The organism is Mesorhizobium sp. WSM4833 (assembly GCF_055811095.1).
In genome coordinates, this window is the sequence record NZ_JBVVQG010000015.1 from 131,596 (window position 1) to 145,205 (window position 13,610).

At 62.9% G+C, this 13,610-nt stretch carries 13 protein-coding genes, 1 pseudogene and 1 riboswitch; of the genes and pseudogenes, 4 read left to right on the forward strand and 10 right to left on the reverse strand.

The window, feature by feature from the left end:
- The first annotated feature begins 145 nt into the window (after positions 1-145).
- Positions 146-1,141 carry a sterol desaturase family protein gene (locus AC0L2D_RS25940; RefSeq protein ID WP_337122659.1) on the forward strand — a complete coding sequence of 332 codons (996 nt, stop codon included), beginning with the start codon at positions 146-148 and terminating at the stop codon, positions 1,139-1,141.
- Positions 1,138-2,289, forward strand: a complete 1,152-nt coding sequence (locus AC0L2D_RS25945; protein WP_013532787.1) for a GNAT family N-acetyltransferase — start codon at positions 1,138-1,140, stop codon at positions 2,287-2,289. Before AC0L2D_RS25940 ends, AC0L2D_RS25945 begins: the two co-directional genes overlap by 4 nt.
- A gap of 88 nt (positions 2,290-2,377) precedes the next feature.
- Here the strand turns inward: AC0L2D_RS25945 and AC0L2D_RS25950 are convergent, their stop codons facing one another.
- From AC0L2D_RS25950 to AC0L2D_RS25975, 6 genes are all read right to left on the reverse strand, one after another.
- Positions 2,378-2,671: a hypothetical protein gene (locus AC0L2D_RS25950; protein WP_473543031.1), complete on the reverse strand. Its 294-nt coding sequence runs from the start codon at positions 2,669-2,671 to the stop codon at positions 2,378-2,380.
- Between the two features lie 148 nt (positions 2,672-2,819).
- Positions 2,820-4,733 carry a 1-deoxy-D-xylulose-5-phosphate synthase gene (dxs, locus tag AC0L2D_RS25955; RefSeq protein WP_013532789.1) on the reverse strand — a complete coding sequence of 638 codons (1,914 nt, stop codon included), beginning with the start codon at positions 4,731-4,733 and terminating at the stop codon, positions 2,820-2,822.
- A 142-nt stretch (positions 4,734-4,875) separates the two neighbouring features.
- Complete coding sequence (locus tag AC0L2D_RS25960; protein WP_064995138.1) at positions 4,876-5,796, reverse strand: pirin family protein; 921 nt, start codon at positions 5,794-5,796, stop codon at positions 4,876-4,878.
- A gap of 39 nt (positions 5,797-5,835) precedes the next feature.
- Positions 5,836-6,102: a DUF2277 domain-containing protein gene (locus AC0L2D_RS25965; protein ID WP_013532791.1), complete on the reverse strand. Its 267-nt coding sequence runs from the start codon at positions 6,100-6,102 to the stop codon at positions 5,836-5,838.
- Positions 6,103-6,212: 110 nt separating this feature from the next.
- On the reverse strand, positions 6,213-6,464 hold the full coding sequence (locus AC0L2D_RS25970) for an exodeoxyribonuclease VII small subunit (RefSeq protein WP_013532792.1): 252 nt from the start codon (positions 6,462-6,464) through the stop codon (positions 6,213-6,215).
- Positions 6,465-6,467: 3 nt separating this feature from the next.
- Entirely contained in the window at positions 6,468-7,394 is a 927-nt protein-coding gene (locus AC0L2D_RS25975) for a histone deacetylase family protein (protein ID WP_063167671.1), read from the reverse strand.
- Positions 7,395-7,515: 121 nt separating this feature from the next.
- Positions 7,516-7,695, forward strand: a riboswitch (cobalamin riboswitch).
- Positions 7,696-7,806: 111 nt separating this feature from the next.
- Here AC0L2D_RS25975 and bluB point away from each other — a divergent pair.
- Positions 7,807-8,424: pseudogene (bluB, locus tag AC0L2D_RS25980) on the forward strand (5,6-dimethylbenzimidazole synthase); the annotation flags it as partial.
- Between the two features lie 122 nt (positions 8,425-8,546).
- On the opposite strand, the gene AC0L2D_RS25985 reads toward bluB, so the two are convergent.
- Complete coding sequence (locus AC0L2D_RS25985; RefSeq protein ID WP_027164156.1) at positions 8,547-9,530, reverse strand: hypothetical protein; 984 nt, start codon at positions 9,528-9,530, stop codon at positions 8,547-8,549.
- A 288-nt stretch (positions 9,531-9,818) separates the two neighbouring features.
- Positions 9,819-10,427 carry a TetR/AcrR family transcriptional regulator gene (locus tag AC0L2D_RS25990; RefSeq protein WP_013532796.1) on the reverse strand — a complete coding sequence of 203 codons (609 nt, stop codon included), beginning with the start codon at positions 10,425-10,427 and terminating at the stop codon, positions 9,819-9,821.
- Positions 10,428-10,547: 120 nt separating this feature from the next.
- Between AC0L2D_RS25990 and AC0L2D_RS25995 the strand changes: the two genes are divergently transcribed.
- Positions 10,548-11,771 carry an MFS transporter gene (locus AC0L2D_RS25995; RefSeq protein ID WP_027164157.1) on the forward strand — a complete coding sequence of 408 codons (1,224 nt, stop codon included), beginning with the start codon at positions 10,548-10,550 and terminating at the stop codon, positions 11,769-11,771.
- Positions 11,772-11,808: 37 nt separating this feature from the next.
- Here AC0L2D_RS25995 and AC0L2D_RS26000 read toward each other — a convergent pair whose 3' ends face one another.
- Positions 11,809-12,351, reverse strand: a complete 543-nt coding sequence (locus AC0L2D_RS26000; protein WP_027164158.1) for a GNAT family N-acetyltransferase — start codon at positions 12,349-12,351, stop codon at positions 11,809-11,811.
- 33 nt (positions 12,352-12,384) lie between these two features.
- Positions 12,385-13,485 carry a 3,4-dihydroxy-2-butanone-4-phosphate synthase gene (ribB, locus tag AC0L2D_RS26005; protein ID WP_013532799.1) on the reverse strand — a complete coding sequence of 367 codons (1,101 nt, stop codon included), beginning with the start codon at positions 13,483-13,485 and terminating at the stop codon, positions 12,385-12,387.
- Positions 13,486-13,610: the final 125 nt, after the last annotated feature.

Genomic DNA, 13,610 nt, shown 5'->3' on the forward strand with positions numbered 1-13,610 from the left:
GAAGCATGAGGTCTCACCGCCTGCGGGTAAATACCAACAATCTAGAAAGCCTCATGATTTCTTAACCAATTTTCATCGCATTTGCTTGAGGACTTCAATGTTATGACCGCGACGACGGGAAAACCCGGATGAAGAGGCGGCAACTTTGGCCAGCGACATCGTCTACAAGGTTCTTGACCGGATTTCCGGCGCCGGCCTGCTGGCGACCGGACTTCTGTTGCTGACTGCTTTGGCCAGTGCCCTGGTCGCCTATTGGCGCACGGTCGAGAAAAAGAGCTGGAAAGAGTTCTTCGAGTTCGCGGTCCCGCATGAGGTCATCACGCATCCTTCGGCGAAAGCCGACCTTTTGTTCTGGGTGACGCGGAAGGCGCTGATGCCATTCCTCATGCTGCCCGCCGGCGTCGTCTTCGTCAGCGCCGTCGGCTATGCGACGAACTGGTTGCTCTCCACGCTGCTGGCAATCCAGCCGCCTCTGATCGAGGGGCCGGCGGGGCCTGTGACGGTGACGATCTTCACCCTCACCATGCTGCTTGCCTACGACATTTCGTACTATCTCTATCATGTCGCCCAGCACCGCTACCCGGTGCTCTGGGAACTGCACAAGGTGCACCATTCGGCCGAGGTGATGGTCGGCATCACCAAGGATCGCGTCCACCCGCTCGACGAATTGATGAACCGGGCCTGGGACGGCGTCATTCCCGGCATCTGCTTCGGCATCTGGTCGCTGGTGTCGCTGAACCTGGTTGAACTGACGGTCTTCGGCGTCAACGTCTACATCATACGCAACATCCTGATGATGGATTTCGTCAGGCACACGCATTTCAAGATCTCGTTTGGGCCGTTGAACAATCTGATCCTGTGCCCACACTGGCATCAGTTGCACCACAGCACCGACCCGCGCCATTACGACAAGAACTTCGGGCTGCTCTTCTCGTTCTGGGATCGGCTCTTCGGAACTCTGTGCGTTCCGAAACCCGACGAGGACTTCAAGTTCGGTTTGATCGAACGCAACGTGCGCGACTACCAGTCGCTCGCAGGCCTCTATGTCATGCCGCTGCAGCGGATGTGGCGGCAGATCGCCAGACATTTCCGCGCCGACAAGCCCGAGCCACAGCAATCGCCGCAGGGGGGCAAGCCATGAACGGACCGGCCGTGTTCCGGATGCAGCAAGCGCACCGGATCGAAATTGCAACCTCGCCAGAGCGACTGGCAGAAATCGCGCCCGCCTGGGCAGCGCTCTGGCAACGCGCCGGCGGCCTCGTTTTCCAGCATCCCGACTGGATCTCGGCCTGGTGGCACACCACACCGCATCAGGACCGCCGCGGCCTCAGGATCGGCCTGGTCTGGAGCGGCGAGCGCCTTGAGGCGGTCATTGCGCTCGCGACCTTCTGGCGCTCGGGCATCCGTATGCTGGAATGGGCGGCGAAGGATCACTGCGACTATGGCGATGTCCTGCTTGCTCCCGATGCAGAGCCACAGATCCTGCCGCAACTCTGGCAACATATCCTCGACGATGGCGGCTTCGATCTTGCGTATCTCAATCGGCTGTTGCCCGATGCTCGATTCCGGACCCTGCTTGGTCCCGCCGCCCCAGGCCAGGGCAGCATTTTGCAGCCGAGCCACCGCAGCGAGGTCAGCTACCGAGTTTCCAGCGCCGGACAACGCGGCGCACAATGGTTTGAAAGCCAGTCGAAGAAAACCCGGCAAAACTATCGCCGTGGTTACAAATTCATGGAGGAAGGCGGCGCGCTGCGTTTCCGCCTGATGGATGCGCACGAAGCCCGCGAGCCGGTGCTGGAACGCGTCGCGGCGCTGAAGCGGCTATGGCTCGCAAAACACGGCCGCGTCTCGGACCTGTTCGACGAAGGTTCCCCCGCGCTGCCGGCACTGATCTCGGTTCTGGCCGGGCTTGGGTTGCTGCGCATTTTCGTGCTCGAACGCGAAGACGAGATCATCGCCATATCGATCAATTTCGAGCAGCATGGAACGATGATGGCTTTCGTCACCACCTATGATCCGGCCTTCGAACGGGCCTCGCCGGGCATGGTCTTGATGATGGATTACATCCAGTGGTCGTTCGACAGGGGCTTGACCACGATCGATTTTCTCTGCGGCGGCGAGGATTTCAAGCGCCGCTTTGCGACGCATTCGGTGATCTTGTCGTCAGTGGTGGGTGGACGAAACCTGCGCGGACGCCTTGCCGCCCTGGCAGACCGCGCCCGCCACGCGGCGCAATCCTGGCGCCCCGAGAAACCGGCGCAACAAGCGGAGCTGGTGGCGGCGGAGTAGCAGTGCCGACGCCTTTAGATCACCCGCACAGCGGCAAAGCACGATGAAACGATCGGGCAATCCCGATCAGGGCTTGCTGGTCTCTAGCTCAGAATACGCTTCGCGAAACCGGGCGCTCGACGGCCGGAGACAACCCATCCGCACGCCCTCCCGACGCTTGCTCGCGTGAAGGCTCGATGGCAACCGCAGGTGCGGGAACGGGGGCCGGCAGAACCACCAGTTGCGGCACCTGCTTGAAGGAAAAGCCGCCGCGGATGTCGCCCATCTTGCCGGCGACGATGCCCATGGCCGCCTTTTCGAGGCTGCGATCATAGCGCGTTTCGGCTGTGGCCGGCGCGACGACGACGCCGCAAAGCGCTGCGCCGCACAGAAGCGTTTTCATTGTTGCTGTCTCCCTGCCTGATCACGATCTAGCAGGGCGCGGTTGAAAAACGGCCAAGAGACACGGTAAGCAAAGCGCCAAACGGCAGCGTAAACAACGCGTTAAGAACGTTGGCCGGCAAACTGATTCAAGTCACTGAGACTTTGATTCAGGCGCGCTGGGCGCGAACCGTATGCCCGAGCGCGACGAACACGGTGCGCACGATGCCGGCAGCATCGAGCCCGGCATCGGCATACATCTTTTCCGGCTTGGCGTGGTCGGTGAACGCGTCGGGCAGCACCAGCGGGCGCACCTTCAGGCCGCTTTCCAGCAGGCCTTCATGGGCGAGGAACTGCAGCACATGGCTGGCGAAGCCGCCGACGGCGCCCTCCTCCACCGTCACCAGAACCTCATGCGAGCGGGCCAGCCGCCGGATCAGATCCTCGTCGAGCGGCTTGGCGAAACGGGCGTCGGCGACCGTGGTGGAGAGCCCGGCAGCCCCTAGCTCCTCGGCGGCGATCAGGCAATCCTGCAGCCGTGTGCCGAACGACAGCAATGCTACCTTGGTGCCCTCCCTGACGATGCGGCCCTTGCCGATTTCGAGCACGGAGCCACGCTCCGGCATGTCGACGCCGACGCCATTGCCGCGCGGATAGCGAAAGGCGATCGGGCCGTCATCATAGCTTGCCGCGGTGCGTACCATGTGGCGCAGCTCCGCCTCGTCGGCCGCCGCCATCACCACGAAGCCCGGCAGTGTCGCCAGGAAGGTGGTGTCGAAGGCGCCGCAATGGGTGGCGCCATCGGCGCCGACGAAGCCGGCGCGGTCGATGGGAAAGCGCACCGGTAATTTCTGGATGGCGACGTCGTGGACGACCTGGTCGTAGGCGCGCTGCAGGAAGGTGGAATAGATGGCCGCGAACGGCTTGTAGCCTTCGGTGGCGAGGCCGGCGGCGAAGGTCACCGCGTGCTGTTCGGCGATGCCGACATCGAAGGTCCTCGACGGGAACGCTTCGCCGAACAGGTCGAGGCCGGTACCGCTCGGCATGGCTGCGGTGACGGCGACGATGCGGTCGTCCTCGCGGCCCTCCTGGACCAGGCTTTCGGCGAACACCTTGGTGTAGGCCGGTGCGTTGGCCGGCGCCTTGGCCTGCGCGCCGGTGATGACGTCGAACTTGTTGACGCCGTGATATTTGTCGGCGGCGGCTTCCGCCGGCGCATAGCCCTTGCCCTTCTGGGTGACGACATGGATGAGCACCGGGCCTTCGCCATTGTCTCGGACATTTTTCAGGACCGGGATCAGATGCTCCAGATTGTGGCCGTCGATCGGGCCGATGTGATAGAAGCCGAGTTCCTCGAACAGCGTGCCGCCGGTGACGTAGCCGCGTGCATGCTCGACCGCCCTTGTGATCGCACGATCCGCACGCTTGCCGAGATAAGACGTCAGTTTTTTGCCGAAATCGCGCAGGCCGATATAGGCCTTGCCGGAGGCCAGCCGCGCCAGATAGGCGCTCATGGCGCCGGTTGGCGGCGCGATCGACATGTCGTTGTCGTTGAGAATGACGATCAGCCGTGCATCGAGCGCGCCGGCATTGTTCATCGCCTCGTAGGCCATGCCGGCAGACATGGCGCCGTCGCCGATGACGGCGATGACATTGTTGCGGCCGCCGGAGAGATCGCGGGCCGCGGCCATGCCGAGGCCGGCCGATATCGATGTCGAGGAGTGGGCAGCGCCGAATGGATCGTACTCGCTCTCGGCGCGGCGGGTGAAGCCGGATAGGCCGCCTTCCTGGCGCAGCGTGCGGATACGGTCGCGGCGGCCGGTCAGGATCTTGTGCGGATAGGCCTGGTGGCCGACATCCCAGATCAGCCGGTCGTCCGGGGTGTTGAAGACATAGTGCAGCGCCACCGTCAGCTCGACCACGCCAAGGCCGGCGCCCAGATGACCACCCGTGCGGGATACCGCGTCGACCAGTTCGGCGCGAAGCTCGGACGCCAGTTGCGGCAGCTCACTCTCGGCAAGCATGCGCAGGTCGGCCGGGATGCGGGCCTTGTCGAGAAGCGGCGTATGCGGCGTTGCGTTCACGGTGCTCAGGCTTTCGGTTGATGGGCGAAATAGGCCGCCGGCCGGCGAAAGTAAATGCGTGTCAGTGACGCGGATCAGACTGTGGTCTTTTGCTTCTATGCAGGTCGTTTCCCCAAAACCGGGCCACTTTGGGCGACAGGCATCAGCTTTCCGGCAGCGGAATGAACTCTTCCTCGTCTCCTGGAACGATGTCGAAGCGGCCTGTCTTCCATTCCTCTTTCGCCTGTTCGATACGCTCTTTCGACGACGAGACGAAATTCCACCAGATGTAACGCTTCGAACCAAGAGAGGCGCCGCCGAACAGCATGAAATGCGCCCCGGTCTGCGACGACACGACGATCTCGTCACCGGGACGGAACACCAGCAGCCGTTCGGCTGGGAACACATCGCCCGAAATCGAGACCTCGCCTTCCAGCGTGTAAATGGCGCGCTCTTCCGCATCGGCAGGGATTTTCACGCTGGCGCCGGGCGCCAGGCGCAGGTCGGCGTAGAGCGTCTCCGAATCGGCCCTGACCGGGGACCGTAATCCTTGGAAATCGCCGATGATGAGGCGCCCGTTGACGCCTTCGGCATCAATCTCGGGAAGCCTGACCGCTCCTGTGTTCTCGAACACAGGAGCCACCTCTTCCTTGTCGTCCGGCAGCGCCAGCCATGTCTGCAGGCCGGATACCGACATCGGCGCGCCACGCAGTTCCTCCGGCGTACGCTCCGAATGGACGATGCCGCGGCCGGCGGTCATCAAATTCACGTCGCCGGGCTGAATGACCATTTCGGTGCCGAGGGAGTCGCGGTGCCGGATCTTGCCGTCGAACAGATAGGTGACCGTCGACAGTCCGATATGCGGATGCGGACGGACGTCCAGCGCCTGGCCGGCCCGCAGGATCGCGGGACCCATGCGGTCGAAGAAGATGAACGGACCGACCAACCGCCTTTTTGCCGTTGGCAGGGCACGGCGCACCTGAAAACCACCGATGTCCTTGGCGTTCGGAACGACCATCAATTCGATCTGATCGCTGGCGAACGCATCGCCCACCTCAGGGTCTTTCCCGGGGAAGAAGCTCATGGACTCTCCTTGTCGGTGGTCGAAGGCCGCCTGGCCGCATCAGGCAAAGCGGATGGCCGCCTTTGCCCGCAGCTTGGCCGCCACCTCTTCGCGATTGCGCGGATGCTGATGGGTTTCCAGGGAATCGAGCAGTTCGCGCGCCGAGGCCGCGATGGCGTCGACGGCATGATCGAAGGCGTGCTGGTTCTGCTTCGAGGGTCGCGTCGTTCCGCTCAGCTTGCGGACGAACTGAAGGGCCGCGTCGCGCACCTCGTCATTGGTTGCCGGCGGATCAAAATTGAACAGGGTCTTGATGTTTCTGCACATCGCTTCCGTATCTCCTCTTGTCCTTGAGCTGTTTCAATCGCAACGAGTTATAGCCTCGATCATGATCATGTCCAAAAACCGGTGAGGCGAGGCCATCGTTCGGACCGGCCTCAATCCGCGTCGAGGGGCTCCGTTCCAACCGGCTTGCCGTCGCGCGACAGCCTGATCTTCTCGACCTTGTCCTCGGCGGCCTTCAGCAGCCGGTCGCAATGCGCCTTCAGCGCCTCGCCACGTTCATAGATCCTGATCGACTGGTCGAGCGGCACGTCGCCACGCTCCAGATCATCGACGATCTTCTCCAGCGCATCGAGTGCCTGCTCGAAGCTCATCGCCTTGACGTCTTCGTTGGTCTCACCAGCCATCATTCATCCTTTCATCAGTCGCCCGACATGGGCGGCGACCGAAAATGCCAATCCCTGCAGATCGTAGCCGCCCTCGAGCAGGCTGACGAGCCGGTTGCCGCTGTGGCGTGCCGCGCGCTGCATCAACTGGCCGGTCGCCCAATCGAAATCATCCTCGGTCAGATTGATCTCGGCCAGCGGATCGCGGTGGTGCGCGTCGAACCCGGCCGAAATGATGATCAGGTCGGGCGCGAAATTGTCGAGCGCGGGCAGGACGCGCGACAGGAAGGCATCGCGAAACACTTCGCTGCCGGTCTGCGGCGCCAGCGGTGCGTTGACGATGTTGCCGGCGCCCGTTTCGGTCTTCGCTCCGGTGCCGGGATAAAGCGGCATCTGGTGTGTCGAGCAATAGAGCACCGAGGGATCGTCCCAGAAAATATCCTGCGTGCCATTGCCGTGATGCACGTCCCAGTCGACGATGGCAACGCGCTCGACACCGTGTTTCTTCTGCGCATAACGCGCCGCGATCGCCGCCGTGTTGAACAGGCAGAAGCCCATGGCCGTGGTCTTTTCGGCATGATGGCCGGGCGGCCGGGCGGCGACGAAGACGTTGTCGGCGCGGCCCGAAAAGACATCATCGACGGCGGCGTTGGCGGCGCCGATCGCGGTGATCGCCGCTTGCCAGCTCTTCGGACTGGCAGTGGTGTCGGCATCGATGCGGGCAATCCCCTCGTCGGGAATGGCGGCGCGCACGCGGGCGACGAAATCGGCGGGATGCGCGTAGAGGATGGTGGCCTCGTCGCCTTCCGGCGCCTGGATACGATCGAGCCCGGCAAAGGCTTCCTCATCGAGCACGCGCTCGATGGCACGCAGGCGGTCGGGCCGCTCGGGATGTCCGGGCGGCGTGAGATGCTCGAGGAAGATCGGATGCGTGTAGAGACGGGTGGTCATCGTCCTAATCTAGTGACCCGGATCGACAAAGGCCATGCACGGCCGGCCGATGACTGGGGAAAATCGCGCCTGCGTCCATTCGTGTCGCCGCAGGCATTGGCCTCGCCGGCGCTTCGGCGTAAAGTCCTTGGCACTGCCTGGTGCCCGCCGCAAGCGGGAGAATCGGGAACACGGTTGAATTCCGTGGCGTGCCCAACGCTGTGAGGGGGACCGCGCCGGTAAATGCCACTGTCGATGACGGGAAGGCACCGGACGCGGGTTGATCCCAAGCCAGAAGACCGGCCTGGCAGGCATCGTCATCCGCATGGTCAGGCGGATGACATCAGAGCGACGTGCGTCCATTTGGACGCACAACGTACGCTCTGACCGTTTTGAATCTGCAATCGCAAGGGGACAAGCGATGCCGGAACATATGACCGCTGCCATTGACGATGGATTTGACCAGAATGCGCGCGATGCGGTCTATCGCGCCATGTTCACGCGGCGCGACGTGCGCAGCCATTTCCTGCCCACCGCGATCGATGACGACGTGCTGGCGCGGCTGCTGCTTGCCGCCCATCACGCGCCATCGGTCGGCTTCATGCAGCCATGGAATTTCATTGTCATTCGTGACATCGAGCGACGCGAAAGGGTGCGCGACCTGTTCCTGGCCGCGCGCGAGCAGGAACTGCCGGCGATCGAGGCGGAAAAACAGGCGCTGTACCGCAAGCTCAAGCTGGAAGGCATCTGCGAAAGCGCGCTCAACATCTGCATCACTTGCGACCGGCAGCGCTCGAAAGGTTCGCCGCTGGGACGCTGGCACAATCCGGAGATGGATCTCTACAGCACCGTCTGCGCAGTGCAGAATTTCTGGCTGGCCGCGCGTGCCGAGGGCGTTGGCGTCGGCTGGGTGAGCATCATCGAGGCTGAGGCGCTGAAGCGGCTGTTGGCCATTCCGGATCACGTAACGCCAATCGCCTATCTCTGCGTCGGCCGTGTTTCCGAGTTCGCTTCCAAACCGGACCTTGAAACGCATGGTTGGGGACGGCGGCTGCCGCTGCCGGAACTGATCATGAGCGAGACGTTTTCCGGGCAAGGCGAGACACAGCTGAAGTCCACCGTGGCGCGCCTCAACACCGTTTCTGCCGCACCAGACACCACCTGCCCGGCCGATCAGGGTGTGGCGCCGGCCGTACCCCAGCGCGAACCGCCGAAGGAGGCGAGCGCCTTGTCCTTGAGCTCCCTGAACTTCGACGACGCCTCGGCCAACCGGGCGTCCCAGGCCGGATCCGGCATCTGGCCCGCGATGGTCTTGAAATAGACCTGCATCAGGCAAGCGATGGCGAAAGGCTCGATGAAGGCCGCCTTGAACGCCCAGGCGAAGACGATGGCGAGCACGAAGGCCCAGCCGGCGAGCTGGCCGGGCATCAGGAACAGAATGGCGCCGGCAGGCGCCAGCATCATCAGAAAGATGACGAACGACACGCCCCACATGATGACCGCCAGCCAGACGGCGTTCTTGACCATGACCTTGCCGTTCTGGGCATAGAGCACGACGCCTTGGCGCGCCGTCTCGAAGGGTGAGGCTGAATTGATGCGGATGTTGTAGCCGAGGATGATCTCGTCGACATAGGTCAGCGACAGGCGGATCACCGTGTTGATGAAGGAGACCAGGCCGCTCAGGCCCGGTATCGGCAGGAAGGCGGCGATACCGCCGAGCAGGCCGGTGATGGCGCGGATGGCACCCTTGACGAGTTGGTCGACGACGAAAAGGATATTGGCCTCGGCAAAACGCTGGGTCACGACATCCCTGGCGTAGGCGATCTGGTCCTGACCGCCGGGAATGTCGCGGCCGTCGATCAGATGAACCATGACGGCGATGTGGCCGGCCTTGACGATATAGAGGATGTATTCGCGGATCCAGTAGACCGCGATCGAGACGATGCCAAACCCGACCACGCCGCCCCACAGGGCAAAGGACATGGGCCCATCGGGATCGGTGGAGATATGGCCGACACCATAGCCGACCGAGGCACCGGTGCCGGTCGCCATGATGTAGGCCAGCGTGATGCCGAAATAGACGATCATACGAAAGACGATGAACGGCCAGGTCCGCATCATGATGGACACCGACCGGCCGATCTCGAAATCCCACATGTGCCCCGAATCTCCGCCTCAGAGATGGTGGAAGAGGATGAACTCAACCCGGCGATTGTCAATTGCCGGCCCCTGACGCCGAAGCGCGACGAATTCGGGGCAACGGTTTTCTTTCGCAGCCTTTCGCCGGCGCGTTGTCTGACGGAGCATCAAACGAAAAACCCGCCTGTGCGGCGGGTCACCGGCGCAAATCAGCACCATGGACGAATATGTACCTTAGCTGAGGGCAGGTGTCAAGAAAAAATTCCTATCGGGAACAGATGCCGGCACGAAAGCTCCGGTGGGAACTCAATTCGACTGCGGATCCGGCTTCTTGAGCAGGCCTTCGAGCAGTTGCTTGAACGCCGTCACCACCTTCTTGGACGTCGCTTCGGGGTCGTCCGAATTGGCGATCCGTTGCGCTGCCTGGCTGCTCGCTCCGTTGATCAGTCGCGAGGCCGTCTCGGGGTCGAGGCTCGAGACAACGACCCCCTCCTCCTGCAGCGCGGTCAGATGGTCGGTCATTGACACGATGCACGCACTGGCATTCGGCCATTGCGCTGGATCCCCCAGCACGGCCGGGCCATCCCGGAACATGATGCGCTGGATTTCCGGCTCCAGCGCCATCTCGATATAGGTCGAGCACTCGTCGACGAAATGCTGCCAGCGGGTCGGCGCTCTCGACGCGACCTCATTGATGCGCGCCGCCATCTCGCCGTCGATCTGGGCTATGACCGCCTGCAGCAGCCCCTTCTTGTCGCCAAAATGATGATAGAGCGCGCCGCGCGTCAGCCCGGCCGAAGCGGTGAAATCATCCATCGAGGCTTCCGCATAGCCTGTTGTGCCGAAGGCATGGCGGGCCGCCGCGATCAGCTTTGCGCGCGTCTCGGCGATCATCTCCTTGCGGGGTCTGTGCATGGCTTCTGGCCCTATTCACATACGTAACGTATGCCAATTGACATACGCGGCGTATGCTCTATTTAACAATCATACGCTTCGTATGTAATTGCCGAATCGTCCTTTGTCGAGGAACCACCCATGCAAAATCCCTATTCGGAAATCTTTCGTGCCCCCGGAGCCAAGGGCTTTGCGGCCGCCGGATTCATGGCGCGCCTGCCGATCGCCATGGCGCCCATCGGCATCGTGGCGATGCTGTCGCAGACGCGTGGCGAATACTGGCTGGCCGGAGCCGTCTCGGCAACATACGCTCTGGCCAACGCTTTCGTTGCGCCGCAGATATCGAGACTGGTGGACCGCCTGGGCCAGACACGGATCGTCGTGCCCACCACCATCATCGCGGTGCTGGCTTTCGCCGTCCTGATAGCGGCGGCCAACCAGGACTGGCCGGTGTGGACGCTGTTCGTGTCGGCCCTACTGGCCGCGGCCATGCCAAGCATGCCGGCGATGGTGCGGGCGCGCTGGACAGAGATTTTCCGCGGACGGCCGCAGATGAACACCGCATTCGCCTTCGAGTCCGCGGCCGATGAACTGGTCTATATCGCCGGGGCATCGCTATCGGTCGGTCTCAGTGCTGCCCTGTTCCCGGAAGCCGGCGTTCTGGTGAGCACATTATTTCTCGCATTCGGATCAGCGGCCTTCATCCTGCAACGCTCGACGGAGCCGCAAGTGCGGCCGGTGGACCATGGCTCAAGCGGCTCGGCGATCCGCCTGCGGCCGGTTCAGATCATCACCTTCGCCCTGATCTTCATCGGCGCGACCTTCGCGACGACGGAAGTCAGCACCGTGGCGATCACCAAGGAGCTTGGCCAGCCCGGCGCCGCCAGCCTTGTCATCGGCGTTTACGCGCTGGGATCGTTCGTGCTCGGCATCATCGTCGGCGCGCTCAGCCTGAAGGCGCCGCTGCAACGCCAGTTGGCCATCGCAGTCGCCCTCGTCGCGCTCGGCACGCTGTTGCCGCTCACCGCCGACACCGTGCCACTGCTGGCGCTGACTGTGTTCATCAGCGGCGTGGCGATCTCGCCGACCTTCATCACCGCCTTCGGCCTGATCGAGCGGCATGTGCCGGAGGCGATGCTGACCGAAGGCATTACCTGGGTCATGACCGGCATCGGCATCGGCATGGCGCTCGGCTCGTTCGCGGCCGGCGCGGTGGTCGATGCGTTCGGTGCCCAGAACGGGTTCTGGGTCTCTGTGGCTTCAGGCACGATCGCGCTGGCCACGGTGCTGCTTGGCCAGCGCAGCCTTGCCACGGCTGAGTGCGAGATGGACGGATGCGAAGCAGCCGCGATTGCTGCGGAATAGTTCCGGCGCGCCCGGGCCTTAGGCCGGGCGCGCCGCTCTAGGCGGCCGGGCCTGAAATATTGACTCTTCTTGGGTGCGCCAATGCCAAAACTATCGTTGGCGCCCCATGCAACATCACCTCTTTTTCGAAGACGAAGCCACATTTCTCCAGCACCCGTCGCGAAGCCGGATTGGCGGGGCGGACGAGGCCGACAACCCGATCGGCACGCAAGGGGCCGAACGCGGTGCGCAGTGCTTCCGTCACCAATTCCGTGGCATAGCCATGTCCCCAGCTCGCCGGATGAAGATGATAGGACAGGTTCAGACCGTCGAAATCCGCCGATACCGTGACGCCGCCGAAGCCGACCAGCTTTTCGTCCGCCTCGACCGCCCAGCGGCCAAAGCCGTGCTTGTCCCAATGACCGATGTCGCGCGTCAGCCGCGCGGCGCTCTGCTGGGCTGTATCCGGGACAGGGTCCGGACGATGAGCAACAAGCTCCCGGCGCGAAAAGAGGTCGATCAGGAAATCCAGATCAGCCTCTTCTGGGCGGCGCAGCAAAAGCCGCTCGCTGCGCTGGCTGGAAGGCAGAGACGCATTCATCCGTCTTCTCCGGCAACCGGATCGGCGGGAGGCTCAGAGGATCTCCGTCTTGGCGATGTGGATGCCAAAACCTTCGAGGCCGACATAGTGGCGTTCGCGCGAGGCGATCAGGTTGATCGAGGAGATGCCGAGATCCTTGAGGATCTGGGCGCCTAGCCCGATCTCGCGCCACTCGTTTTCGCGGCGGCGCGCCTCTTCGTGATCCTCGCGGTCGCCGCTTGCCGGCCGCTTGCGCTCCTGATGCGCAACGCCGACGGAGCCTTCTCTGAGATAGACGATGACACCGCGCCTGCGCTCGCCCATTGTCTTCATGATGGCGTCGAGCCGGTGGCTGGTGCCGAAGACATCGGTCACCACATCCTCGGAATGCAGACGCACCGGCACGTCCTCGCCGTCACGAATGTCGCCGAAGACGATGGCGACGTGATGCATGGAGTCCCACGGCAGCGTGTAGGTGAAGACCTGTGCCTTGCCGCCGAGCGTGTCGATTTCCGAGCAGGCGACGCGTTCGACCAGCGTTTCCTTGCGCTGCCGGTAGGCGATGAGGTCGGCGACCGAAACCTGCTTGAGGCCATGCTCCTCGGCGAAAGCCTGCACCTGCGGACCGCGCTTGACGGTGCCGTCATCATTGACCAGCTCGGAAATGACACCGACCGGCGGCAGGCCGGCGAGCTTGCACAGATCGACCGCTGCTTCGGTATGGCCTGAGCGCATCAGCACGCCGCCTTCGCGCGCAATCAGCGGAAAGATGTGGCCGGGCCGGACGAAATCCGAGCCACCGACATTGCCGTTGGCAAGATTGCGAACGGTCAAAGTGCGATCTTCGGCCGAGATGCCGGTCGTGGTGCCATGCTTGAAATCGACACTGACGGTGAAAGCGGTGGTGTGGGCGGAATCGTTGTCGGCGACCATGGGGGCAAGGTTCAGCCGCTTGGCTTCTTCGCGCGGCATCGGCGTACAGACGATGCCGGAGGTGTGGCGAACGATGAACGCCATCTTTTCGGGCGTGCAGTGGACAGCGGCGACGATCAGGTCGCCCTCGTTCTCGCGCCCGTCATCATCCATGACGACGACGATCTCGCCGCGTTCGAAAGCACGCAGGGCTTCGACGATTTTCTTCTGGTCGTAAGGCATAAGTGCTCGCTTTGCTCGCAGGGGAATAAGGGAGTAGGGCAGTAAGGGAGTAGGGAAAAGCAAAAAGATTTGGCCGGCCGGGCTAAGAGCGCAACATATTCCCCTATTCCCCTATTCCCCTATTC